22 protein-coding genes are annotated in these 23558 nt (G+C 57.7%); 15 read left to right on the forward strand and 7 right to left on the reverse strand.

Annotation, left to right across the window (positions count from 1 at the left end; all coding sequences use genetic code 11):
* Both WMP97_RS02845 and WMP97_RS02850 read left to right on the forward strand, forming a co-directional pair.
* The gene (locus tag WMP97_RS02845; RefSeq protein WP_239207874.1) at positions 1–510 is read left to right on the forward strand and encodes a hypothetical protein; all 510 of its coding nucleotides are present in this window, start codon (positions 1–3) and stop codon (positions 508–510) included.
* Positions 510–956 carry a hypothetical protein gene (locus tag WMP97_RS02850; protein ID WP_200288794.1) on the forward strand — a complete coding sequence of 149 codons (447 nt, stop codon included), beginning with the start codon at positions 510–512 and terminating at the stop codon, positions 954–956. Before WMP97_RS02845 ends, WMP97_RS02850 begins: the two co-directional genes overlap by 1 nt.
* 60 nt (positions 957–1016) lie before the next feature.
* On the opposite strand, the gene WMP97_RS02855 is transcribed toward WMP97_RS02850, so the two are convergent.
* Positions 1017–3035, reverse strand: a complete 2019-nt coding sequence (locus WMP97_RS02855; RefSeq protein WP_340439736.1) for a TPM domain-containing protein — start codon at positions 3033–3035, stop codon at positions 1017–1019.
* Positions 3036–3089: 54 nt separating this feature from the next.
* Here WMP97_RS02855 and WMP97_RS02860 point away from each other — a divergent pair, with 54 nt between their 5' ends.
* From WMP97_RS02860 to WMP97_RS02870, 4 genes are all read left to right on the forward strand, one after another.
* The gene (locus WMP97_RS02860) at positions 3090–3677 is read left to right on the forward strand and encodes a YdcF family protein (protein ID WP_340439737.1); all 588 of its coding nucleotides are present in this window, start codon (positions 3090–3092) and stop codon (positions 3675–3677) included.
* A 202-nt stretch (positions 3678–3879) separates the two neighbouring features.
* A complete protein-coding gene (locus tag WMP97_RS11800) occupies positions 3880–4452 on the forward strand; it encodes an ABC transporter ATP-binding protein (RefSeq protein WP_349839670.1) in 573 nt (190 codons plus the stop codon).
* Positions 4449–6212 carry an FtsX-like permease family protein gene (locus WMP97_RS02865; protein ID WP_340439738.1) on the forward strand — a complete coding sequence of 588 codons (1764 nt, stop codon included), beginning with the start codon at positions 4449–4451 and terminating at the stop codon, positions 6210–6212. Before WMP97_RS11800 ends, WMP97_RS02865 begins: the two co-directional genes overlap by 4 nt.
* Positions 6213–6262: 50 nt before the next feature.
* Positions 6263–7555 carry a deoxyguanosinetriphosphate triphosphohydrolase gene (locus WMP97_RS02870; RefSeq protein WP_248099619.1) on the forward strand — a complete coding sequence of 431 codons (1293 nt, stop codon included), beginning with the start codon at positions 6263–6265 and terminating at the stop codon, positions 7553–7555.
* Positions 7556–7705: 150 nt separating this feature from the next.
* On the opposite strand, the gene WMP97_RS02875 is transcribed toward WMP97_RS02870, so the two are convergent.
* A complete protein-coding gene (locus WMP97_RS02875; protein WP_023021008.1) occupies positions 7706–7939 on the reverse strand; it encodes a barstar family protein in 234 nt (77 codons plus the stop codon).
* 2 nt (positions 7940–7941) lie between these two features.
* Positions 7942–8403, reverse strand: a complete 462-nt coding sequence (locus WMP97_RS02880; RefSeq protein ID WP_239208734.1) for a ribonuclease domain-containing protein — start codon at positions 8401–8403, stop codon at positions 7942–7944.
* A 211-nt stretch (positions 8404–8614) separates the two neighbouring features.
* Between WMP97_RS02880 and dnaG the strand changes: the two genes are divergently transcribed.
* A complete protein-coding gene (gene dnaG, locus WMP97_RS02885) occupies positions 8615–10537 on the forward strand; it encodes a DNA primase (protein ID WP_248099624.1) in 1923 nt (640 codons plus the stop codon).
* A 66-nt stretch (positions 10538–10603) separates the two neighbouring features.
* On the opposite strand, the gene WMP97_RS02890 is transcribed toward dnaG, so the two are convergent.
* Positions 10604–10885, reverse strand: coding sequence for a hypothetical protein (locus WMP97_RS02890; protein ID WP_023021011.1), 282 nt, complete (start codon positions 10883–10885; stop codon positions 10604–10606).
* Positions 10886–11317: 432 nt separating this feature from the next.
* Here WMP97_RS02890 and WMP97_RS02895 point away from each other — a divergent pair, with 432 nt between their 5' ends.
* From WMP97_RS02895 to WMP97_RS02905, 3 genes are all read left to right on the forward strand, one after another.
* Positions 11318–12598, forward strand: coding sequence for an acid phosphatase (locus WMP97_RS02895; protein ID WP_259825543.1), 1281 nt, complete (start codon positions 11318–11320; stop codon positions 12596–12598).
* 86 nt (positions 12599–12684) lie between these two features.
* Positions 12685–13899 carry a non-hydrolyzing UDP-N-acetylglucosamine 2-epimerase gene (gene wecB / locus WMP97_RS02900; RefSeq protein WP_311201259.1) on the forward strand — a complete coding sequence of 405 codons (1215 nt, stop codon included), beginning with the start codon at positions 12685–12687 and terminating at the stop codon, positions 13897–13899.
* 4 nt (positions 13900–13903) lie between these two features.
* The gene (locus WMP97_RS02905; RefSeq protein WP_259825542.1) at positions 13904–14569 is read left to right on the forward strand and encodes a DUF1707 SHOCT-like domain-containing protein; all 666 of its coding nucleotides are present in this window, start codon (positions 13904–13906) and stop codon (positions 14567–14569) included.
* A gap of 55 nt (positions 14570–14624) precedes the next feature.
* Here WMP97_RS02905 and WMP97_RS02910 read toward each other — a convergent pair whose 3' ends face one another.
* Both WMP97_RS02910 and WMP97_RS02915 read right to left on the reverse strand, forming a co-directional pair.
* Positions 14625–15842 (reverse strand): acetyl-CoA C-acetyltransferase, encoded by a 1218-nt coding sequence (locus WMP97_RS02910; protein ID WP_340439742.1) that lies wholly within the window; start codon positions 15840–15842, stop codon positions 14625–14627.
* A 12-nt stretch (positions 15843–15854) separates the two neighbouring features.
* Complete coding sequence (locus WMP97_RS02915; RefSeq protein WP_086589099.1) at positions 15855–16625, reverse strand: IclR family transcriptional regulator domain-containing protein; 771 nt, start codon at positions 16623–16625, stop codon at positions 15855–15857.
* 115 nt (positions 16626–16740) lie between these two features.
* Here WMP97_RS02915 and WMP97_RS02920 point away from each other — a divergent pair, with 115 nt between their 5' ends.
* Positions 16741–17484 carry a CoA transferase subunit A gene (locus WMP97_RS02920; protein WP_023021017.1) on the forward strand — a complete coding sequence of 248 codons (744 nt, stop codon included), beginning with the start codon at positions 16741–16743 and terminating at the stop codon, positions 17482–17484.
* Positions 17485–18126 carry a 3-oxoacid CoA-transferase subunit B gene (locus WMP97_RS02925; protein WP_086589098.1) on the forward strand — a complete coding sequence of 214 codons (642 nt, stop codon included), beginning with the start codon at positions 17485–17487 and terminating at the stop codon, positions 18124–18126.
* Positions 18127–18286: 160 nt separating this feature from the next.
* Here WMP97_RS02925 and WMP97_RS02930 read toward each other — a convergent pair whose 3' ends face one another.
* Complete coding sequence (locus WMP97_RS02930; RefSeq protein WP_239208742.1) at positions 18287–19639, reverse strand: MFS transporter; 1353 nt, start codon at positions 19637–19639, stop codon at positions 18287–18289.
* 398 nt (positions 19640–20037) lie between these two features.
* Between WMP97_RS02930 and WMP97_RS02935 the strand changes: the two genes are divergently transcribed.
* Genes WMP97_RS02935 through accC form a run of 3 tightly spaced genes read left to right on the forward strand, consistent with a single transcriptional unit; the run spans position 20038 to position 23558 of the window.
* Complete coding sequence (locus tag WMP97_RS02935; RefSeq protein WP_239208744.1) at positions 20038–21597, forward strand: pyruvate carboxylase; 1560 nt, start codon at positions 20038–20040, stop codon at positions 21595–21597.
* 2 nt (positions 21598–21599) lie between these two features.
* Positions 21600–22151, forward strand: coding sequence for an acetyl-CoA carboxylase biotin carboxyl carrier protein (accB, locus tag WMP97_RS02940; RefSeq protein WP_239208746.1), 552 nt, complete (start codon positions 21600–21602; stop codon positions 22149–22151).
* A gap of 33 nt (positions 22152–22184) precedes the next feature.
* Entirely contained in the window at positions 22185–23558 is a 1374-nt protein-coding gene (gene accC, locus WMP97_RS02945) for an acetyl-CoA carboxylase biotin carboxylase subunit (protein ID WP_340439743.1), read from the forward strand.

Raw genomic sequence — 23558 nt, forward strand, 5'->3', positions numbered from 1 at the left:
ATGCATTACACCAGCTGGGATCGCTCTGACCGCGCAAAACCCGTGCTCTTGGCCGAAGACGGCCCGGAGCAGCTGGGCGTATTCTCGGAGCATTCCGCGGAGGTCGACGGCCACTTCTGGCGCACCGAGGTCAGTGACCTTGGCGCCTCTGCCACGCTTGCCGACGGCTCCATCTACCGCCTCGCCGGCCGCCTCGGCCGCGATAAGCGCCTAGAGGCATCGCTCAACGGCCGCACTTTTCACTTCATCAATGAAAACAGCGGCGACTGGATCATCGATGATGTCGATGATGACAAGGTAGGCCAGTTCTCCTCCCGCAACTCTGGGGTGCGCAAGTCCATCCTCGAATTCGAGCACGAAGCCGAAGGACTCACCACCGCCGAAATTGCCGGTTTGAGCTGGTTTACCCGCGTCATCCTTGATGCCAATACCCAAGGCAAGGCTTGGGCGTGGATCATCACCTTGGTCCTCGCTTCCATCGTTGCCATCCTCGCGCTTTTCATCTTCTAATGACTGTGCAGTGGACTTGGGGCGAGGGTGCGCTCAGCAGTGCCGCGGGGGAGCAACTGGCTTCCGTGTGCGACGGTGTGCTCGCCACCGCGGCCGGCGAGCGCCTAACCTTGGAATCTTCGCTGGATTACTCCTCCCCGCGCTTCTTCTTGCGCGCGCAGACCGCGGCGGGCGCGGGCGAGGATTTCTCGGTCTCCCAGGCCGGGATTACCATCACCCGCCTGCGTGCGGCCTGCGGGGAGCGCGAGTACCTGCTAGAACGCCGCAACCCTTTCCGCCGCGAGCGCCGCATCGTAGCTCGCCGCTCGGGCGCCGAGGTTGCCAGCACCGCCCCGGCGGGAAACGGACTGCAGGTGAGCGTGGGTGAGCTGCCGGAGCTCGACGCCATATTCTTGAGCTACGCCTGTGCGCTTCTCGACGCCACCCCGCGCACCCTGCGCACCTAGTCCGGCGCAATCAACGAAGGCGCCGCCCACGGAGAGTGAGACGGGGCGGCCTTTGCTCGGCTAGAAGGAGCCGCCGCGGAAGCCGCCTCCGTCGCCGCCGCCAAAGCTGCCTCCACCAAAGCCGCCGCCTCCGAAACCGCCACCAAAGCCGCGGCCGCCGCCGAGCATTTGGCCCAGGACCATACCGGTGACGATATTGCCGGCCGCGTTGCCCATCTGCTGCCGCTGCTGGCGGCGACGGTGCTCGTCAATGTCATCCTTGGCGCGCTGCAGCGCCGCCTGGGCCGCGGCCACCGCTTCGCGGGAAGACTGCAGGGCGGCGCGGATATCGCTGCGCTCGGTGTGGAGGGCTTGGGCGTGGAGACGTTTGGCGTCGGCAAGCGCGGTGCGTGCGCCCGAGCCGATGATGCGCCCGCGGGAGGAAATGAGGTCCTCCGCAGCCTGAATATTGGATTCCGCCACGGAAATCTGCTGGCGGAAGAGATCCAGTTGGCGCGCGTGGGTGGAGGTCTTTTCCCGCACGCGGTCAAGCGCCTCATCCAGCTGCGTGTCAATAGAAGTAAGTGCGGTGTGCTGGCCCAATGGATCCTGCTGGCCTTGGGCCTTGGCCTCAGTGACTGCGGAGCCAGCGCGACCGAGCAGTTCCTCGAGCGCGTTCCAATCCGCCGTGGTTCCCTGCGCCTTGCCTTGGCGCTCGAGCTCGCGGGCTTCGTCGATTTCGCCTTCGACTTCGGCAATGAGGGACTCGAGGTTAGCGCGGGCGGTGGCGATATTCTCCTCCGCGTTTTCCACGCCGGAAATTAGGCGATCCGTCATCGCGCAGGCATGTTCACTATCGCGGATGAGCCCCACCAGCGGGCCCTGCTGACCGGCCGGCTGGGCCTGGACCCCGCGGGCCTTTTCTAGCAGTTTTTCTGCCTCATCAAGCGAAGCGGCGGCAAGCTCCGGGTTATCGGCAATGGAGGACAAAACGTGCTCGTCATAGTTGCCCTTCAACCGAGCCAACGTGGATTCGGCTTCCGGCAGGCGGGCGCGCAGGCCCACGGTGCGCTGGGTGAGCTCGTCCAGTTTCTCATCGGAGTGGATAAGTAGGTCGCGCATCTGGGCAAATTCAGCGGCCTGGGCATCCAGGGCATCGTCGGCCTGACCACAGGAAGAGACGATGTCCACGAGCATCTGGCGTCGTTCGGCCGGGGACTCCGGAACGGCATCATCTAGGCGTTGGCGTAGGTGGAAAGCCTTTTGCAGGGTAGAAGTAGAGTGGTTCATCGCCTTGGTAAACGGGCGCACGCGCTCTGGACCAAACTCCGAAAGCGCGATATTGAGCTCCTCCTTGCCGCGGCGAATGGACTCATCGGTAGAGACCAACTCTTCCTGCGCCAACTGGTCCAAGGTCTCAAGTGACAAACGGTTGAGCTGACCGGTATCGCCCGGGGCGATTTCGCGGGCCGACTCGAGCGTTTGCGCCTTATTCTTCTTAGTATTGCGGCGGGAGTAGTACATGATTCCGCCACCGGCGGCGACAATGGCGGCCGCGCCACCGCCCAGCCACGCTAGGCCGGAAGAATCGGAGGAGCCAGAAGAGCTGGAGGCACTAGGGTTGCCCAGGGCGGCGTCGGCAAGCGCGAGGGCGGAAGCACCGTATTCATCGCTGGCCAGCTTGTCATAGGCAGCGTCATACATCTGGTCGAGCCGGCCTTTGGGCCAAGCTTTGCCGGTCTGCACGCCCATTTTGCGGTCATCGACGGACAGGACATACACCGCAGAGTTTTCCCCCTTGTCCTTGACCACTTGGGCAGCAAAGCTTTCCGGATCCGCATCTAGCTTATTGGTGATGTAGACAAAGAGGACCCGGTGCTCATCCTTTTGTAGCTGGCCAATCTTTTCTCTCAGCTCGGCCTTTTCTTGGGTGCTTAAAACGCCCGCGTCATCGGTAACCTTCTCCTTAAGGGTGGTCGTACCGGTGCCCTGCGCCACGGTGGTGGTTTCAGCGGCAAAGGCAGACCCCGCACCGATGGAGGTGCAGCCCAAAATGAAAGCGGCGACGGCCGCGCGGCCCAAACGTGCACTCAAATTCATGCCCACCACTTTACCGGCTCCACTTAGCTCTTCGGCGGGTAGTGTAATGGGGCAGTGAAGTACGTAATTGTTTTAGGCACTGCCCAATATGACGGCCGGCCCTCCCGCATCCTTGCCGGACGCCTGCGCCATGCCGGCGAGCTAGCCACCGCCGAGGGCCTGGAAGTTATTACCGTGGGCGGCAAGCTACCCGGCGATAGGTTTACTGAGGCCGGCGTCGGCCGCACCTTTCTGCGCGAGCACTACCCACACCTGACCGTCCACGCGGTGGAGGAGGGGCTAGATACCCGCAGCTCCCTGAAAGCGGCCAAGGAAGCCTTCGCGCTTTCCGACGCCACCATCATCACCGATCCCCTCCACCGCCCGCGCACCGCACTCATCGCCCGCCAGGAAGGACTAAAAGCCACCGTATCCGGCACGCCGTATTACCCGGCCGCGCGCTTTTCCAAACCCTGGTGGCGCTACCTTGCCCACGAAACCGGTGGCGTGGCCTACGCGCTGGTAGCAGGACTTTTGCCCCCGCGCGGTGCCGCCGCACTGCGCAATGGGTTCTACCGCGTGGAGCAGCTCCTGCGCCCGAATCAAAAGCTGCGGCATCAGACGATTGAGCAGGAAGATAGGGATTCTTTTCCCCGGCGATAAGAAGCATCGCATGATATTTTTTAAGCTGCCGATACATTTTTAGGGAAAAAGGGGTTCTTTTCCGTTAAATCAGGAAGTAACACCGAGCCATGTCGGCCAGCGCTGAAATGCTACGAAGCCTCAGGAGGAAAGCGTGTTAAAACTGGAGAACCTGTCTGTAAAGCTAAGCAGGAAAAGTAGCCCGCTATTCTCTATCGACTCTGTGCATGAGCCAGGCACCCTCACTTGGATTCGAGGCGCCTCTGGGTCCGGCAAATCCACGCTGCTTCGCGTTATCTCTGGACTCCAGAAGCCAACATCAGGAACCGTCAGTATTTTCGGACATGACTTATGGAGCTCTTCTGCTCGAAATAGAGATAGGCTTCGAGCTAAATCGATGGGAATAGTGTTTCAAGATTCCGGCGTAGTGCCCTGTTTGACAATCGACGAAAACCTTTCCTTCGCACAAGGGCTAAGCGGAGCCACTGCGGACTCGGACGCTAATAGCTCTTTGCTAGCTCAACTCAATATGAGTGAATACGGAGCCTCTCTACCGCACGAGCTTTCAGGGGGACAACGCCAACGCGCGGCCATAGCAACGGCAATGTCCAAAAAGCCCCAACTCGTTTTCGCAGACGAACCGACGAGTGCCTTGGATGAGGACAACACATATTCAGTGTTGCGATATCTGCATAATTACACAGTAAGAAACCACGCAATCGCCTTGGTAGTTTCCCACGATGATCGTTTAGCGCAGTTTTGTGATCAGGTTTTGGAAATCGGGGTAAACCAATGAATTTTCGCGCTGTGGAAGCGAGGATCCGTAAGAGCACTTTTGTGGAGAGTATCCCGTTACTAGCTACCTCGTTTGTGCTTTTCTTCTTTGTCTGTCTGTTAGTCTCCACAGTAGCGGCGGACAAGGTAGCCGAATCTATGTCAATGGGGCTGATGTATTCGGCTTTCATATCGATCATTCCCTTTGCTCTGGCGCTCAAATACTGCTTTAGGCATGTGGTGGAGGGGAGGCGCCACCACTATGAGGCGCTTCGTTTATTTGGGTTAACATTAAAACGAATTCGCCGAGTGCTATTCCTTGAGCTACTTACGGTTTATTTTTTCTTTTCAATAGTTAGCGCAGTTCTGGTTCCAGTGCTGATGAAGCCAATCTTCTTGGTTCTGTATTCGGGTTTTGGCATTGATCTTCCTCAAGGACTCCCTTCACCACTACTCGTCGCTGTGATCTCATGGTGCGCTATCGTTTGTCTGAGCTTCGTTCCTTTCCAACAGGAAACGAGAGTTTTGGAGGATTTGAGCCAAGGCCCAACTCGCATAGATCCAACTCCAAGGAATCCGCGGGCTGCAGAACTCCTTCGATATCCGCTGGGGATAGCAGCCTGTGTTGTATTGCTAGTGGGATTTGTGGCGATGCCCCAAGCGGATCCATCTAGTAGGTGGCCGTTTATTTTCGTCTACTGCGTGCCCTTCTTGGTGAGTGCTGCCTCTGTATTTGTCTACGCGGTTGTCTTATATTCCGCCGAATACCTCTCCCTCAAGTTTGGGGGATGGAATCCTCCGATTTTGGGAGTCCGATATGCGCGATCTTTTATCGCCACCACCATATTGCGGGTCTCTTGTATTTTTATCTTGTTTCCCATCATTCCTTTTATTGCGAATGATTCGGCACTCTACTCAGCAAGGGAAGAATTAGCTGACAATGTGAAGAACGTGTATGTAGGGTCGCCGCAGGATGAACAAACTATCAGCACATCCACTGCCCAAAACATTTGTCAGGATCACGCCGCAGATTGCCTAGGAGTTCTTAGCTGGGTGCCTGCTGACCAAGACTCGGAAGAGCTCCAACCTTCCACCATGGAAGAAGGCGCTGTCTTTGCGCTGGTAGAAGATCGGGACGGAACAGTAAGTTCCTTGGTTAATGACCGAGAGGTAGTTGAGACGGAACCCCGATCGCCGTTTGACCAAACGTGGATGCGGCCATGGGATAAAACCTTTAATTCTGAAGCAGATCCTTCTTGGGGAACGGGCGAAAGGCAAGACGAAGGTTATGCTGTAGCCATTTTTTCGAAGCAAGTGGAATTGAGCGACAGCCAAGCGATGGAGGTTGTAGGCGCTCAGCAATGGGCAGAAAACCTACCTTCAACGTTGCTTTACGGTCCAAACGGTACCGGTACAAGCGAATTTATTCCGTTGTTTGCCTACGTGATTGTTGGGGGAGCAGTTCTCATCTTCGGACTGGCCTTAGCACAACAAGGTCGGCTTATCCGCTTCACTAAAACCATTTGGGAACAAGGCGTCTCAGTTGCAGAAGCGCACAGAAACAGGAAATTGGCCAATTGTTTGCCTTCGGCTTTTGCGTTGGCTTTGTCGCTAGGAGCAGCTGTTCTACTGAGCACGTATATGGACTCTTATATAGCGCATAAACTTGTATTGCACTTTCCGGATGTCCCATTTGGACTCATACTTTTCTTGGTGGTGGTTGTGGGCCTGGCAGCGGTGGGCAGCAACTTTGTGAAAGGCCCGCGGCCTGCTAAAAACTAGGCGGCCACGTTGCTCACCCAAAAGGCCAGTTCACGGAATATGCTTGGGTCGTGTCCTATTCTTATTCCGCCGCCGACTTCGCCCGCCTGGCCGATGAAAAGCCGAAGGGCTCAGCCTTCCATACCGTGGAAGAACATCGCGGCGTCTTTGCCCGTGACCGCGCCCGCGTGCTGCACTCGGCAGCCTTGCGGCGTCTGGCCGATAAAACTCAGGTCGTCGGGCCGCGCGATGGCGATACTCCACGCACCCGTCTGACCCACTCGCTGGAGGTGGGCCAAATTGCGCGGAGCATCGGTGCTGGACTTGGACTCGATCCTGATCTGTGCGACATGGCAGGGCTGACCCATGACATCGGCCACCCGCCCTACGGGCACAATGGCGAAAACGCACTCAATGAGGTCGCCCTCAACGGCTTTGAAGGAAACGCGCAGACCCTGCGCATCCTCACCCGCCTAGAGCCCAAGATCATCGTGGACGATGCCAGCGGCGTGCCGCGCAGCTTCGGCCTCAACCTCACCCGCGCCGCCCTCGACGGTGCCTGCAAATACCCCTGGACCAAAACCAATCCCGATGGCAGCACCAACCGCAAATACGGCGCCTATGACGAGGACGCGGATCTGCTCGAGTGGCTGCGCGAGGGCCATAGCGATAATCGCAAATGCATCGAAGCTCAGGTCATGGACTGGTCCGATGACATCGCCTACTCCGTGCATGATGTGGAAGACGGCATTATTTCCCGGCGCATCTCCCTCAATGTTCTGTGGGACCTAGTTGAGCTAGCCCAGCTGGCAGAAAAGGGCGCTAAAGCTTTTGGCGGCACCGCCGATGAGCTCTTGGAGGCGGCCGATAGCCTGCGCAACTTAAGCGTCATCAACGCCATCGGCGATTTTGATTACTCCTTGCGCGACTATGCCAACTTGAAGAAGATGACCTCTGAGCTCGTAGGCCGCTATGTCGGTGCGACCGTCGGCGCCACCAGCGAAGCCAATGCCGAGCTCATCTCCTCCAATACCCTTGGCCGCATGCACGGTGACCTCATTGTGCCCAAGCAAGCCGAGGCCGAGGTCAAGCTGCTTAAAACCATCGCGGTCCTCTACGTCATGGACGAGCCCGCCCACCTTGCCCGCCAGGACCGTCAACGCGAGCGCATCTACCGCGTCTACGATTACCTTGTCGCCGGCGCCCCTGGCTCCCTCGATGCCACCTTCCGGCTGTGGTGGGAGCAAGCCGAAACTGACGCCGCCCGCGACCGCGCCATCATTGACCAAATTGCGTCTATGACCGAGTCTCGCCTCGAGCGCTTGGCCCGCCGGAGTGCGGAGCTGTCTGGGTTCCTCAGCTAAACCTGGCTTGCCCACCACCGCGCTAGAGTTAGGTCGAGAGTCATCAGGCCGATCTGAGCGCGAAAAGGCCGAATTGAGAGCTCAAAACCCTCAATTCGGCCTCATATCTATGGACCTAACGCCTCAGCTCCAACCCCAGGGCCCGAGTCGCTAGCGCACCAACGCGACACCTTGGTCCTCGAGCACGCTAGCTACCGCCGCTAGGTCCTCGCCTTCGATATCCATATTGGAGGCAACGATGACGCTGGTGCGCTGCTCGCGTAGGAAATCCGCTAGGTCATCGAGGTTGCGCGGGCCGCAGTCTTCGCAGCCGCGGGTGCGGCCGAGTGCGTTAAAGAAGTCCGCGCGGGTGCGGATGTGTTCAGTAATGAGGATGCGTCGCATGATTACTCCTCTGCGTCCGGAATAGAACAGAAGCTTTCATAGTGGTCATCGGTGTAGTACCACACGTCTGGGTCGGTCTCGCTGCCGCCACCGGTGATAATGCGGCGGGCGCCGCGGTTGTGGCTGCCTGGGGTTTCTACCGTGTATTCGCGGTAGTAATTCTTGTCCTGCTGAGGCAGCCGGCCCTCGTAATTGCCAAAGCGGACGTTGTCATTATCCGGGTAGTCGTAGGGGCCACCGGCCAAGATATCGTCCGCGGTGTCTTTGGCCTCGGCGGGTAGGGAAGACATCTCGCAAGTATCGGTGTCGCCAGTTGCGGCCGCTTGTGCTGACTCAGAAGTGGAGGAGGCAGCGGAATCACCATCGCCGCCGAGGTCGAAACCGAAATAGCTTGCTACGACGACAAGCGCAAGGCCGCCGAGGGCAACGGGGAGCGATTTCTTGGACGCTTTGGACTTGGGCATACCTTTATTGTTGCAGGTGCGGCGCTAAAAGTGGAAATTGGCCCGAGACAATGGCGAGGTCAAAAATTGCCCCGTCACGGGGGTAGGTAACAGTATGTGGAAAGTACCCCAACAGAGGGTAATTTGCGTCCAAACTGTGAACCCTGTTCAACGTCACCATCCTGCCCTAGCTATTTGAACATTCCCACCACGCGCGGGGTAGTCTGTACGCATGGCAAAAGGCAGAATTCCGGACAGCGACATCCAAGCTATCCGTGAACGCGCGCCTTTAGAAGAAATCGTCGGCGAGTACGTGCAGCTCAAGCCCGCTGGGCACGATTCGCTCAAGGGCCTTAGCCCGTTCAAGGATGAAAAGACGCCGTCCTTTCACGTGCGCCCGCAGCGCGGCTACTATCACTGCTTTTCCACCGGCAAGGGTGGCGATGTCTTCAGCTTCTTGATGGAAATGGAGCAGGTTTCCTTCCCAGAAGCAGTTGAGGCAGTAGCGCAGAAGATCGGCTACCACATTAACTACCAGGGCGGTTCTACGGGCGCGCGCAATGAGAAGCCGGGCACGCGGCAGCGCCTCATCGCTGCCAATAAAGCCGCCCACGAGTTTTACCGCCAGCAGTTGGAGACCCCACAAGCGGCTACAGCCCGCGATTTCCTGCTGGATCGCGGTTTTTCCCGCGAGGTCATCTATGACTTCGAGTGCGGCTATGCCCCAGAGGGATGGGATACGGCTACCAAACACCTGCTGCGCCTAGGCTTTTCCTTTGAAGAGCTGGAAGCAGCTGGCATTTCCAAGATGGGCAAGCGTGGTCCCATCGACCGCTTCCATCGTCGTTTGCTGTGGCCGATTAAGGACCTTTCCGGCAACGTCATTGGCTTTGGCGCCCGCAAGCTTTTCGACGACGACAAGCTCGGCAAGTATATGAACACCTCTGAGACCATGCTCTACCGCAAGTCCAAGGTGCTCTTTGGCCTCGATTTGGCCAAGCGCAATATTGCCGAAAACCACCAGGCCGTAGTGGTGGAAGGCTACACGGATGTCATGGCTATGTATGCCGCAGGCGTCAAGACCGCTGTTGCTTCCTGTGGTACCGCCTTTGGCGGCGAGCACCTGCAAGTGCTGCGCCGACTCATGCTGGATGATTCCTACTTCAATGGCGAGCTCATCTATACCTTTGACGGCGATGAGGCAGGCCAGAAGGCCGCCATGCGCGCCTTTGACGGCGAGCAAAAGTTCACCGGTCAATCCTTTGTCTCCGTAGCGCCCGACGGCATGGATCCGTGCGATCTGCGTTTGCACAAAGGCGATGCCGCCGTGCGCGAGCTCATCGCGGACCGCATCCCCATGTTCGAGTTCGTTATCCAGTCCGTCATCGCGGAGTACAGCATTGACAGCGCCGAGGGGCGTTTGCAGGCCCTGCGCCGCGCGGTACCCGTCGTCGCACAGATCCGTGATCAACCTTTGCAGCGTGAATATGCCCGCCGCCTCGCCGGCTGGGTGGGCTGGCCGGATCCGGAAGAGGTTCTCCGACAGGTCCGCGCGGAAGCGCGCAAACCCAAAAAGGCCGAAAAGCCCACCATTCGTCGTTTCGACAATGCGAAGCAACAGCCGGCACAACAAGACGTGCCGATGATCCACCCGCCGAGCCCGAAGGAGACCCACCTGTGGCCTCAGCGCGAGGCCCTCAAGCTGGCCTTGCAGATGCCGCAGGTGGCAGGTTCCTATTTCGATGGCATTACTGCCGACGCCTATACCAACGACGCCTACCGCCTCGTGCGCCAAGCCATTTCTACTGTGGGTGGCGCAGCTCAGGGCGCCACCATGCCGGCCGTGGAGTGGATCGCCGCGGTGGCCGGCGAAATGCAGGACCTTACCGGCCGCAACTTCGTCTCGGAGCTTGCCGTAGAGGCCATTTTGCCCACCGACGTCGGTCCCGAAAAATACGCCGACTCCGTGCTCTCCCGATTGCAAGAGACGGTGGTGGGCGATCAAATCGCCCAGTTGAAGGCTCGTCTTGGCCGCATGCGTCCCTCCGATGATGAGGCTAGCTATAACTCGCTTTTTGCTGACCTCGTCGCTCTGGAACAGGCCCGCCGCGAGCTCAATGACCGCGCCTTCCGCGGCACGCCTCCCCAAAGTTAAAAATATCCCCTCGCCATGTCACCGATTCAGGTGCGCAGCGAGGGGAGGGAAGAGGCTGAAACTAATTTAGTCCTCATCAGGTTCATAAATGCGGTCCGCGTTGTCTACCTGGGAGCCGCGCAGCCGGCCTTTGCCCTTGCGCTTGGAAGATAGATCGCGAACCTCGCGCATGCGCGGTTCCGGATCCAAGCGGTTGGCTACTGCCTTGCGTGCAGAAGTGACGGCAGATTTGGTCACGGGGGAGTTGATGGCCTTCTCGTAGGCGCCCTTGATCTGGTGGTAGCGCTTGCGGCCTGCTTTGGTGCCAAAAACGTATCCTGCTGCGGCGCCGAAGACGAATTGGATCATTATTTAGCGTGTCCCCTTATTCCAGTACGAGTAAAAGTTCTCCACCAGCCTACCGCGAAGGCCCGTCGCTCGCTGCTAGCCACCGTTAAGGGGTAAAGCTCGATTTGCTGTAGAACAGCTCTTTTCATAAACAGGAATTCGCGCTAGTTTAAAGAGGTGGACATAAACGCGCGTAGGGACTCGGCCGCGGCCTCAGCAGTAGCGCTGGCCGCGCTATTTACCGCGAGTATTTCGGCAGAATCGAGTAACCAGAACACCGGTGTTGCTACTACGCAGAAAGCTTCAGCTTGGTCCGAGGATTGCTAGATAGTACCGGGAAGGTGTAGTCACCGTCCCAGCTTTGTGCATGCGGGTTTAGCGTCACGTTCACCTTTTTGTAACTTTAGTTAGATATTATGCGTGGGAATTCGTTACTAGTGAAAGGTTTCCACGTTGAACTATCGGAATAAACTCCGCCCGGCAGTTCGCGCACTCGCCTTGTGCGCGGCCACCGGACTGACCATAACGCTGGCACCGGCTGCCAGCGCCGCCCTCCCCGTGGCCGTGCCACAGCTCCGCGAGCCTGTTACCCAGCAGACCACCGGCGCTCCTCCGGTCCAGCACCCCGGTGCCCCGGTTCCAGAGCCGTTTACCACGGACTATATCGCGGGCTTTGAATCCGATGTTTCCTCTTATCAATTTGGCAACTACTGGCAGGTAGTCCAGCTTTTTGATCACATCAAGGCTCAGCCAGAAATCCGCCAAGAAAATATGGACAAGGCCGTGGCCATCAATAACGCCGCAGCCGGTGACCCCGCTTTGATCCGCCGCGCGCAGGCCGATGCCAAAGCCAGCTCGACGAGCGTGCTCAACGCCGTTTCTGACTCGATGGGCAAGAACCTAGGCGATGCCTTCCGCGCTGCCTTGGCCGAGCACCGCCTGCCCAAGACCGAATACCTCCTAGGAAATGGCTATGCGGCCCGCGCAGGCGGACTGGCCAATTCCACGATGTCGGAGAAGTACTACTTCAACTATCAACGCCCGTACCAGCGCGCGCCGCAGGCGATTAAGCGCTATGACGATGGCTCCAAGGATCTCTATCCCACCTCGCCAGCCTTCCCTTCGGGCCATACCAATCAGGCAACGTGGATTACCACGCTGATGTCCTTCATGCTGCCTGAGGTAGGCCCACAGCTCATGCTGCGCGGCGCGGAGGCCGGCAACCACCGCGTAGTACTGGGCGTGCATTACCCGCTGGATGTCATCGGTGGGCGCATGACAGGCCAGGCCGCCGCGGCAGATCGTCTCAACGATAAGCGCATGCGCCATGCCCTATGGGAAGCCTCGATGGAAGTGCGCCAAGAAATTAAGTGGCGCACCGGCAAGACGGTAGAAGAACTGGTGGCCCAGGATAGGGAAGAGGGCACCGACTATCGGTCCACGGCGGATGCGGTAGAACAATACTCCACATTCATGGACTATGACTTCGCCCCGCGCTACCGAACCGACGCCCCGATGGTCGTCCCGCAGGCCGCTCCAGTGCTGCTAGCAGCGTCCCACCCAGAGCTGACCTGGTATCAGCGCGCCGAGGTGCTGCGCCAGACCGCGCGTCCAGCCGGCAACCCATTGGATTGGCAAGCAGAGGGAGGCTCGTGGCAGCGTCTCGATCTAGCCCGCGCCATGGCGGCCAGGGTGACCATCGCCCCAGACGGCGGCGTGAGCGTCAGCGGCTAGAACGCTCCAATACCTGAGCGGGGGTACAGCTCTCCCGCACATGGTTCAATTTAGAAATATCTCCGTCACTCTAAAGGAAAAGATTAGTGACTAAGCCCAAGATAATGACCGTTTACGGCACCCGGCCGGAGGCCATTAAGGTCGCCCCCGTCGTTAAGGCGCTGGATAAAGATGAGCGCTTTGAATCCATTCCGGTTTCTACTGGCCAGCACAAGGAGATGCTGGAGCAGGTCAACACCATGTTTGGCATTACCCCGAAGCATGATTTGGGGCTTATGAAGCCGGGCCAGGGACTCAATGAGATTGTGTCCCGCGCAATTGCGGGTCTGGATTCCATCATTGAAGAAGAAAAGCCGGACGTCATTATCTCCCAGGGCGATACCTCTACGGCTATGGCTGCAGCACTTGCCGGTTTCCATCGCGGGGTCAAGATCGTTCACCTCGAAGCCGGTTTGCGTACCGGCAATATCCACTCGCCGTTCCCAGAAGAAGCTAACCGTAAGCTCATTGGCCAGGTAGCCGAGCTGCATCTGGCTCCAACCGCAGGCTCGATGGAGAACCTGCGCCGCGAGAATGTGCGTTCCAAGGACATTGTGGTCACCGGTAATACCGTCATTGACGCTCTGCTGGAAGCAGCATCGTGGGACACGAAGTTCGCAGACCCTGCCCTGCAGGAAGCCGCAGAGTCCGATAAGCGGCTTGTCGTAGTTACCACCCACCGCCGCGAGAACCTTGAGGCGATGAAGGAAATCGGTGGTGCAGTTAAGGACTTGGCAGAAGCCTATCCGGAGATTAACTTCGCATTGCCGCTGCACCTCAACCCCAAGGTGCGCCAGGCGGTCCTGCCGGAGGTCGAGCACCTGCCAAATATCATCATCACGGATCCGCTGCCTTATGACCAGTTCACGCAGCTACAAAACCGTGCCACCATCATCCTGACTGACTCTGGCGGAGTCCAGGAGGAGGCACCAGCATTGGGCAAGCCGGTGCTAGTCATGCGCCAAAACACCGAGCGCCCCGAAGCCGTGGTCGCCGGCACGGTTAAGCTGGTGGGCACTAATCGCGAGCTCATTGTGGCAGAGGCAAAGCTTTTGCTTTCCGACGCCGCCGCATTCGACGCCATGGCCAACGCCGTCAATCCTTATGGTGACGGCAAGGGCGCGCAGCGCGCTATTGCGGCTATCGCAGAGTTGACCGGGGTAGGCGAGCGCGTAGAGGATTTTCTGCCGGAGGCAGGTTCCTCTAGGGGCCCCAAGGCGAGGAATAACTCGCGCGCCTGCCGGAGAAAGCGGATATATTAAAGGTATGAAACCGCTGGATATCCGCTGTAACCACCGAGAGCGCATGAAAGCTGCAGATATTTTAGGAGATGCGCTTTCGGCAGGGCAGATTGACCTCGATGATTTTGAAAAACGCTCGGCCGTCTGCGTTAATGCAACGACTCGCGCTGAGCTCATCGAGCCGCTGGCTGACCTTGTAGAGGACCCAGAAATTCTCCTGTTCGGGCAAGAACGAAAAATCGCAAAGGCCTATGCGGGCCAGCAAGAATCCAAAGCCATCGCCAAGGTGGAGCAGGCTATCCGCCAGGTGCAGCCGAGCGTGCAGGAGACCCGCTCCCTTGCGGCGGGGATCTTCGGCGGGTCTACTGTCAGCGGCGGGGCAGTAGCTCGTTCTCTGACAGGCCTGGGCTTTTTCGGCGGAGTGGACATCGATCTCACGGGCGTCGCCCTGCACAGTCGTACTACCACCATCAACGCGGCGGGCGTCTTTGGTGGCGTCGATGTTTATATTCCCGAAGGCTTCCGCGTCCACGTCAGTGGCGTAGGCCTTTTTGGCGGACATGACCTCAAGGTAGAGAACGGCGCCATCCATCCGAATGACCTCCCGGTAGACGCGCCAGAAATTATTGTGAACTGCTATAGCCTCTTCGGCGGCGTAGACGTTCACGTGGGGCGCCGCTACGGCGAGTAACCAAGCGCGATTGTAGGGCAAGCAACCACTTGCACTAATGAGCGTGGGCCAGTGCTTAGTCGGCCTCGATGATCGCTGCTAGACCTTGTCCGCCTCCAATGCACATGGTAACCAGCGCGAGCTTACCGCCGGTGCGGTGAAGGTGATGCGCGGCGGTGACGACGATGCGGGCACCGGTAGCACCCACGGGATGGCCGAGCGAAATGCCAGAACCGTGCGGGTTGAAGCGCGGATCATCTGCCGAAATGTCCCATTCTTTGAGTACAGCCAGCGCTTGGGCGGCAAAGGCCTCATTGAGCTCAATGAGGTCAAGATCATCGAAGGTGATGCCGAGGCGATCCATAACCTTGCGGGAAGCCTTCACCGGGCCGATACCCATGCGTTCCGGATCCACGCCGGCTAGGGCCCATCCCTTGAGCGTGACCATTGGGGTAAGACCCAGCTCCTCGGCTTTTTCACGGGTAGTCACTAGGACGGCCGCGGCACCATCGTTTTGGCCTGAGGCATTACCGGCGGTAACCGTTGCCTCTTCGTCCTCCTTGCGCATGACCGCGCGCAGTTTAGATAGCTTGTCTGTACTGGAATCTGGGCGGACATGTTCATCCTTGTCTACGACGATAGGCTCCCCCTTGCGCTGGGGGACGGTGACGGGGATGATTTCGGCGTCGAAAAGCGATTGCTCCTGTGCAGCGGCGGCATTGCGGTGGGAACGTGCAGCGAGCTCGTCTTGGGCGACGCGCTCGATGGAGTATTCGCGGCGGAGATTTTCGGCGGTCTCAATCATGCCGCCGGCAATCGGGTGGTGCTTTCCGCCGGCGGCCTCGCGGGCTTCTTGGAGGCGATCGCGAAAGATCATATTTCCTCCCTTTGCTCCCCAGCGTACATCCGCATCAACGGTGTATTCGGTGCGGGACATAGACTCCGCGCCGCCGGCGATGATGACATCGGCAGCGCCAGTAGCAATGTGGGCACCTGCGGTAATAATGGCCTGCAGACCCGATCCGCAGCGGCGATCGAGCTGCATACCCGGCACGGTGGTGGGCAGGCCAGCGTCTAAGGCAGCCACGCGGCCCAAAGCGGGTGCGGCACCATTAGGGGAGCCTTGGCCCAAGATGACGTCATCGATTTTGGTGGGGTCGATACCGGACTCTTCCACAATGGTCTTGACCACGAGGCTAGCTAATTCTTGGACGGGGACGGACTTTAGCGCGCCACCATAACGGCCGACAGGGGTGCGCTTGGGGTAGCAAAGGACTACGTCGCGGGTGTGCATGATAATTCTCCTTTAAGAAAGTTCGGTGGTGGCAAGGTCATGGGAGATTGCCTTGCAGGTTGCGATGAGCTCCGGCAGGATGCGCGTGGTGAGATCCTCAGTGGAATAGACGGATGTTTGGGTTGAGACATTGATGGCTGCAGCAGTGCGGCCCGAACCATCGCGAATAGGAACTGCAATGGAACGCAGGCCCTTCTCCAGCTCTTGGTCTACGATGACCCAACCGCGTTTCCGGATCTCCGCTAGGCGCGCCCGAAGATCCGCGGGTGCGGTGAGCGTGTGAGGGGTGACTTTCTCCAGCGACGCCGTTTCTAGGAATTCGTCCAACTGCGCTGGAGTGAGATCCGCTAACAGTACCTGTCCCATTGAGGTCGCGTGCGCGGGAAAGCGGGTGCCGATGGTGATATTGGTGGCCATAATGCGGTGTGCAGCGGCGCGGGCAATATAAACCACGGTGTCCCTATCCAACACACTGACAGAGCAGGATTCATCGAGTTTGGTGGATAACTCCCTCAAATGGGGCTGGGCAATATCGGGAAGGCCCAAACTCGATAGGTAGGAATAGCCCAGTTCCAAAACCCGGGGGGTAAGCCAAAACTCAGAGCCATCCGTGCGCGCGTACCCCTCCGTTACCAAGGTGTGCAAAAAACGACGTGCAGTGGCACGTGCTAGCCCTGTGACCTCGGCAACCTGGGCCAGAGTCTGGCGTGGGCGCTCGCCATTAAAAGAGTGCAAAACGGCTAATCCGCGGGCGAGTGACTGCACCGTGGGGGTGTCGTTCAAGGTGTGGTCTCCGATTCTAAAAATTGATGAAGTGGCCTACGTCTCGTAATTGTATCCAAAAGTGTTCGCACTGTGAACCCTTGTGCAATATATGAACCACACGTAGGCTGAAGCCATGTTAGATAAAGTCATCGACTCAGTAGAAAATGCCGTAGCAGATATTCCAGACGGCGCTTCCATTGCGGTGGGCGGATTCGGGCTCGTGGGAATTCCGGCGCGTCTAATTGATGCTCTGCGCGAACTCGGCTCTGGAGACCTCACCATCATTTCCAATAATCTTGGTACCGACGATTTCGGGCTCGGGCTCTTGCTTAAAGATCATCGCATTTCCCGCTCTATTGGTTCCTATCTCGGAACGAATAAGGAGTACGCCCGCCAGTATCTCGAAGGAGAACTGACTGTGGAATTTACCCCGCAGGGAACGTTGGCCGAGCGTATGCGTGCCGGCGGTGCTGGCATTCCCGCCTTCTATACCAAGGCCGGCGTGGGAACCCCGCTTGCGGAAGGGGATATCCCCACCCGTTATAACCCGGATGGGTCCATAGCGCAGACTTCTAAGCCGAAGGAAACTCGTGAGTTTAACGGCGAGCTCTACGTGCTGGAGGAGGCACTGACCCCAGATTTTGCCTTCGTTCATGCCGCTCGCGCAGATCGATACGGCAACCTAGCTTTTGCCAAGACTGCGCAGAACTTTAACCCGGATGCCGCTCGTTGCGCTGATATCACCATTGTGCAGGCAGAAGAATTGGTGGAGGCGATTCCGCCGGCCGAGGTTGACGTGCCGGGCATCTACGTCGATCGCGTCGTAGAAGTGGGAAAGCAAGAAACTGGAATCGAATTTAGGACGGTGAGCAAGTAAATGACCTGGTCACGTGAAGAAATGGCGGCTCGGGCCGCACAGGAATTGAAAAACGGCGACTACGTCAACCTAGGAATTGGCATGCCAACGTTGATTCCTGGATTCCTCCCAGAGGGCCTCGAAGTGGTGCTTCATTCTGAAAATGGCATCTTGGGCGTAGGTCCGTACCCGGCCGAAGATAAGGTGGACCCGGAACTTATCAATGCTGGCAAAGAGACCATCACTGCTGCTCCCGGAGCTTCATTCTTTTCTTCTTCGGAATCCTTTGGAATGATTCGATCACGCGCTATCGACGTAGCGGTACTTGGTGCCATGGAAGTATCCCAATTCGGAGACCTTGCCAATTGGATGATTCCGGGCAAGATGGTCAAAGGTATGGGCGGTGCCATGGATTTGGTTCATGGCGCCAAACGCATCGTGGTGATGATGCAGCACGTGTCCAAACATGGCAAGTCCAAAATCCTTTCAGAATGCCAACTGCCGCTCACCGGCGCGCGTTGCGTGGATCTTATTATTACGGACCGCGCCGTCTTCGAGGTTGATGAGTTAGAAGGTCTGACCTTAGTTCAGATGGCTGAGGGGGAGACTGAGGACTCCATCCGCGAGGTTACTGATGCCCCATTCACGCTGGACCTGTCTTAGTCCTGAACTGTTCCCGAAAGCCCGCCTTCTAGCACCCGGAAGGCGGGCTTTCTTTTTCATTTCTAATGAGTGGGGTTCTTTGGTACTGAATTAGCTAAAGGCTGGGCCGAAATGATTCATGCTTCGGCCCAGCCCTAGGTGGGAATGAGAGAGGTACTAGTTAGACATCGCGTAGGTCTACACCCTTGGTTTCAGGGAGAATGTACATGCTAATGATGGTGAGGACGCATAGGGCGATGACATAAAAGCCAGAGGCCCACGCCAGATCGTGCGCGACAAACCACTGGTAGATATAGGGCGCGGTTCCGCCAAAGACAGCTACAGAGAGGGAGTATGCAAGACCGATACTATGCGTGCGCTGGGCGGTAGGGAAGACCTCGGACATGATGGAAGATAGCAGCGCACCACCGGCGGCGACGATAATCACGCCTACAGTAGAAGCGACGAGCAGGGTCCACGGACGGGAATCGATCAACGCCATGAGTGGGATTTGCAAAACGGCCATACCTACCGCGCAGATATAGATGACGGGTTTGCGCCCAATCTTGTCCGAGAGACTGCCCCACAGCGGTAGAGCGATAAGGCCAGCAACTTGAGCAACCACCGTGACCCAGTACGCGCCTTGTGTGGTCATTCCTTCGTGGCTAATGGCATAGGTAGAAACGTAGGAGGTCCACGTGTAGTGCGCTGAAGTAACGCCGGAGACCATGCCGATAATGAGCAGGATATTGATCCAAGCCGGACGAGTAGCGGAGGCAGATTGAGGGATTGCTGCGCGCTCCTTGCGCGCTGGGGTGTCTACGCTGGGATCGGAACTGTCAATTTCCTTGAAGTGATCAGACTCTTTCATGTGGCGGCGTAGGTATAGCGCTACACAGGCAGAGAGCGCGCAGAGGAAGAAGGGTATGCGCCAGCCCCATGAGGCAAGTTGGTCATCATTGAGTACGAGGGAGATTAGGCCGCCGAGCACGTAGGCGATGACGGAGCCACCGAAAATGGAAACGTAGACCATAGAGCCCCATTTACCGCGGTGGGCGTTGGGGGCGATTTCTGGGATATAGCTATTGGCGGCGGCTGATTCACCGCCGTGGGCGAAGCCCTGCAGGATACGGATCACCAAAAGACCCACAGAGGACCAAATGCCGATCTGCTCATAGGTGGGCATGACTCCGATGATCGCGGAGGCGATGGCCATCATGATGATGGTCATCATAAGTACGGATTTTCGGCCGCGCTTATCTGCTACGCGGCCGAAGACGATTCCTCCGAGTGGACGCACCAGGAAACCAACGGCAAAAACGCCGAAGGTAGCTAAAAGGGCGGAGGTGGAGTCGCCCTTATTGAACATTGCGGTGGCAATGAATGGGGCAAAGACTGCATAGGAGCTCCACTCATACCACTCTAGGATTTGCCCGGTAAGGCTGGCTCCTAGGGATTTGATGTCGGTGGTAGAAGCTGCGTTTTTGCCGGATTCGGTATCTGGTGGCGATGTCGGTTTGGTGGTGGATGTCATGAGTTCTCCTTGTAGTGGGACCGGGACGGTTGGGAAAAATATTACCTAGATCACACAAATGGGCGGCGAGGATCCAAAGTATTGAGATCGTCTGACGCTATTGATGTTGTTTACCGCGTGAGAAACTGCACGTGATGAACCCCTTTCGGGGACAACCTGTGGTTAGATTTATGGTTCGCATTGTGAACTTGGGTGCGCATTGTGACCCCACTTGGGGGTAGTTGGGTAAATGTCTAGCGTTTCTGAGCTTGGATAACGGCGGGAAAGCCCTCCTTAGGTAAAAGTTTTAGGTTCACAGGGGTGGACACTGGTGTAGCGTGTGACACATGACACGGACGGAAAGGTATGAGTCCTAAGCCACCCGAGTCTTGTCGGAGCCACACCCTAAGGAGGGATTTATGACTGCTCTTAGTCCCGAGGAATTGAGCACAGAAAGCCTCGCCGAAGTCATGGCCGCGGGCGGACGCCCAGCCGATAGCGAGCGTGAAATAAAGATCATCGATACCACCCTGCGCGATGCGCACCAGAGTATCTGGGCCACCCGAATGACCACGGAACACATCCTTTCTCTGCTGGATGACATCACCAATGCCGGGTTCGAACACGTTGACCTAGTTGCCCCCATTCAGTTCGACGTGGCCGTGCGGTATCTCAAAGAGGATCCGTGGGAACGTGTGCGCCTCGTCCACGAGCATGCCGCCCCCGGTACTAAGTTCCGCGCGCTGATTCGCTCCAAGAATCTGGCATCCTTTGACTTCCTGCCGGATGATGCCATCCTTAACTGGACTGAACGCCTTTATGCCAACGGCTTCCGTGTCATTGGTTCTTTTGATGGGCTCAATGACATCGACAACATTGACAAGGGCCTCAAGCTTGCCAAGGAACTTGGCGCTGAGACCTTTGGTGCACTGTCCTACTGCCTTAGCCCAGTGCACACCGATGAGCTCTACAAGCAAAAGGCGGAGGAGCTGCTTGAACGCACCGACGTCGACCGCATCATGCTGAAGGACGCCGGCGGATTGCTCACTCCGGACCGCATGAGAACCCTTATCCCGGCTATCCGCAGCTCCATTGGAGAAGATATCCCGCTGGAGGTACACACCCACTCCCTGACTGGCTTATCTCCATTGACCTATCTCTTTGGTGCGGAGTTGAGCGTGGATTCCATTCACACCTCCATCGCCCCGCTTGCCAACGGCCCCGGTCAGCCTGCGACCCAGGCCTTGGTACGAGATCTGCGGGCGCTCGGCTATACCGTAAACGTTGACGATGATCGCATCGCCTCTGCCAGTGACCGGATCCAAGAAATCGCCGATACTGAGGATAAGCCGGTGGGTGTGCCGCGTGCTTTCGACGGCCTCCACTATATGCACCAGCTGCCAGGCGGCATGCTGACGAACTTTGAATCTCAGCTGGAAACTGCGGGACTAGGAGATCGATTTGAGGAGCTGCTCTATGAGGTGGCTCGCGTGCGAGAAGAGCTGGCATACCCCATCATGATTACGCCATTTGCCCAGTTCGTGGGTACACAGGCCGTCATGAATGTGATGACTGGTGAGCGCTACTCCGTGGTCCCAAATGAGATTAAGAAGTATGCCCTGGGTTACTACGGTGAACCTCTGGCCCCGCTGGACCCAGAGGTATTGGAAAAGATCCTGGCCAACGGTTCCTCCGAAATCACCGAGGAAATCCCAGAACTCAAGCCGGTACTGCCGGGCCTGAAAGAGGCGCATCCGGACGAGGACATCGACACCCTGCTTTTGCGCGTTATGTTCGCCGGCAGCCAAGTCGATGAAATGAAGCGCTTCGTAGCTGAGGGCCGCGCCGGCGAGGGCGAAGGCGTCAAAGGAGGCGTCTTGACCTCCCTCGTCCAGCAAATCTACAACTCTTCCGATACCACCGACTTCCACCTCAAGACCTCTGACCTGGAAATTAACCTCACTAAAGGAGAAAAGTAATCATGACTGATACCACCAACCTGCAGGATCTGAAGGCCCTCCTGAAGTGGGCCAACCTTTCCGATGATATCCAGGAGCTGCAGATCAAGTATGGCGACATCGAACTCGCCATGTCCCGCACGCCTGGCGGCCTCAACCGTCCAGCCCCGGCTCCGGAAGCAGCTGCCGCACCTGCAGCTGCTCCAGCCGCATCCCCGGCAGAGCAAGTCCCCGCACAGCAGGCGCCAGCGCAGGAAGAGCCCACATCGGCACCCGCTGCACAAGAACCAGCTGATCAGGAGCAGTCGAAGGCTTCCGGAGCTCCGGCAGCAGAGGGCGAGACCGTCACCGCTCCTATGGTCGGTACCTACTATGCTTCCCCGAAGCCGGGCGCGGACCCATTCGTCAAAGTTGGCGATGAGGTCGAGGTAGGACAGGTGCTGTGCATCGTCGAGGTTATGAAGCTGATGAACAATATTGAGGCCAAGTTTGCCGGAACTGTCAAGGAAATCCTCGTGGACAACGAGGATGCCGTTGAGCACGGCCAGCCACTTATGATCATCGAACCAAAGTAAGCCCCGTTCCCGCACAACGATCTGGAGGAAAACATGTCAGATCTCTTAAATAGCGTTCTGATCGCCAACCGCGGCGAGATCGCCTTGCGCGTTATCCGCGCCTGCAAGGAGCTGGGGATAAAATCCATCCTCGTCTACTCTGAGGGTGATAAGGATTCCTTGCCCGTTAAACTAGCTGATAAGGCCGTTTGCATCGGCCCAGCCAACGCCGCGAAAAGCTATAACAGCCCCGAGCTCATCCTTTCTGCGGCCATGGCTTTTAAGGCCGACGCCATTCACCCCGGCTACGGATTCCTATCTGAAAAGCCCGACTTTGTACGCATGGTGGAAGAAGAAAACATCGGCTTTGTCGGTCCCTCTGCCGAACACATCGGTTTGATGGGAGATAAGATCGAGGCAAAGCGCATCGCGCAAGCTGCCGGGGTGCCCACCGTGCCCGGCTCCGATGGAGTAGTCACCGAAATTGATGAGGCGATGAAAGTCGCCCGCAACACAGGCTTCCCGCTGCTTATTAAGGCTGCAGCCGGCGGCGGAGGTCGTGGCATGCGCGTGGTTGAATCCGAGGACACGCTGGAAAAAGATCTCAATGAGATCATGAACGAGGCCGAATCGGCGTTCAACGATCCCTCGGTGTACATCGAGCGCTATCTCACCGATATTAGGCACATTGAGATCCAGGTGCTTTCGGATGGAGAGAACGTCGTGGCCTTGGGAGAGCGTGACTGTACCTCCCAGCGCCGTAACCAGAAGCTTATTGAGGAAGGCCCGTCCCCGGTCCTGACCGAGGAACTCCGAGCGGGGATGCAGGAAGCTGCCATCAACCTGTGCAAGGAAGTTAAATACAAAAACGCCGGTACCATCGAGTTCGTGTTCGACAACACGGAAAACAAGTACTACTTCATCGAGATGAATACCCGTATCCAAGTCGAGCACCCGGTTACGGAAATGATTACCGGTGTGGACCTTATCAAGGAGCAGCTACGCATTGCCTCCGGACAGAAGTTGTCCATCAGGCAGGATGATATTGAGATACGCGGCCACGCTATTGAATGCCGCATCAATGCTGAGGACCCGAACCAAAACTTCGCTCCTCGCCCCGGCAAGATCGAACACTATCGCGTTCCAGGCGGCTTTGGTGTACGCATGGATACCCACATCGAAACTGGCTACACGATCCCACCTTTCTATGATTCTATGGTCGGCAAACTTATCGTGTGGGCAGAAGATCGCGATGAAGCCATCGCTCGAATGCTGCGCGCTATCGATGAGCTAGAGGTGGAGGGCGTGGTGACGACTGCGACGTTCCAGGCGATGTTGCTCGATAGCGAAAAGTTCCGCAGCGGTGAGTTCAATACCGGTTATGTGGCCAAGCTACTGGAGAACACGGACTCCATTCCCACGGATTAA

It is taken from the genome of Corynebacterium sp. KPL4072 (assembly GCF_037908395.1).
In the GTDB taxonomy this organism is placed as follows: Bacteria; Actinomycetota; Actinomycetes; order Mycobacteriales; family Mycobacteriaceae; genus Corynebacterium; species Corynebacterium kefirresidentii.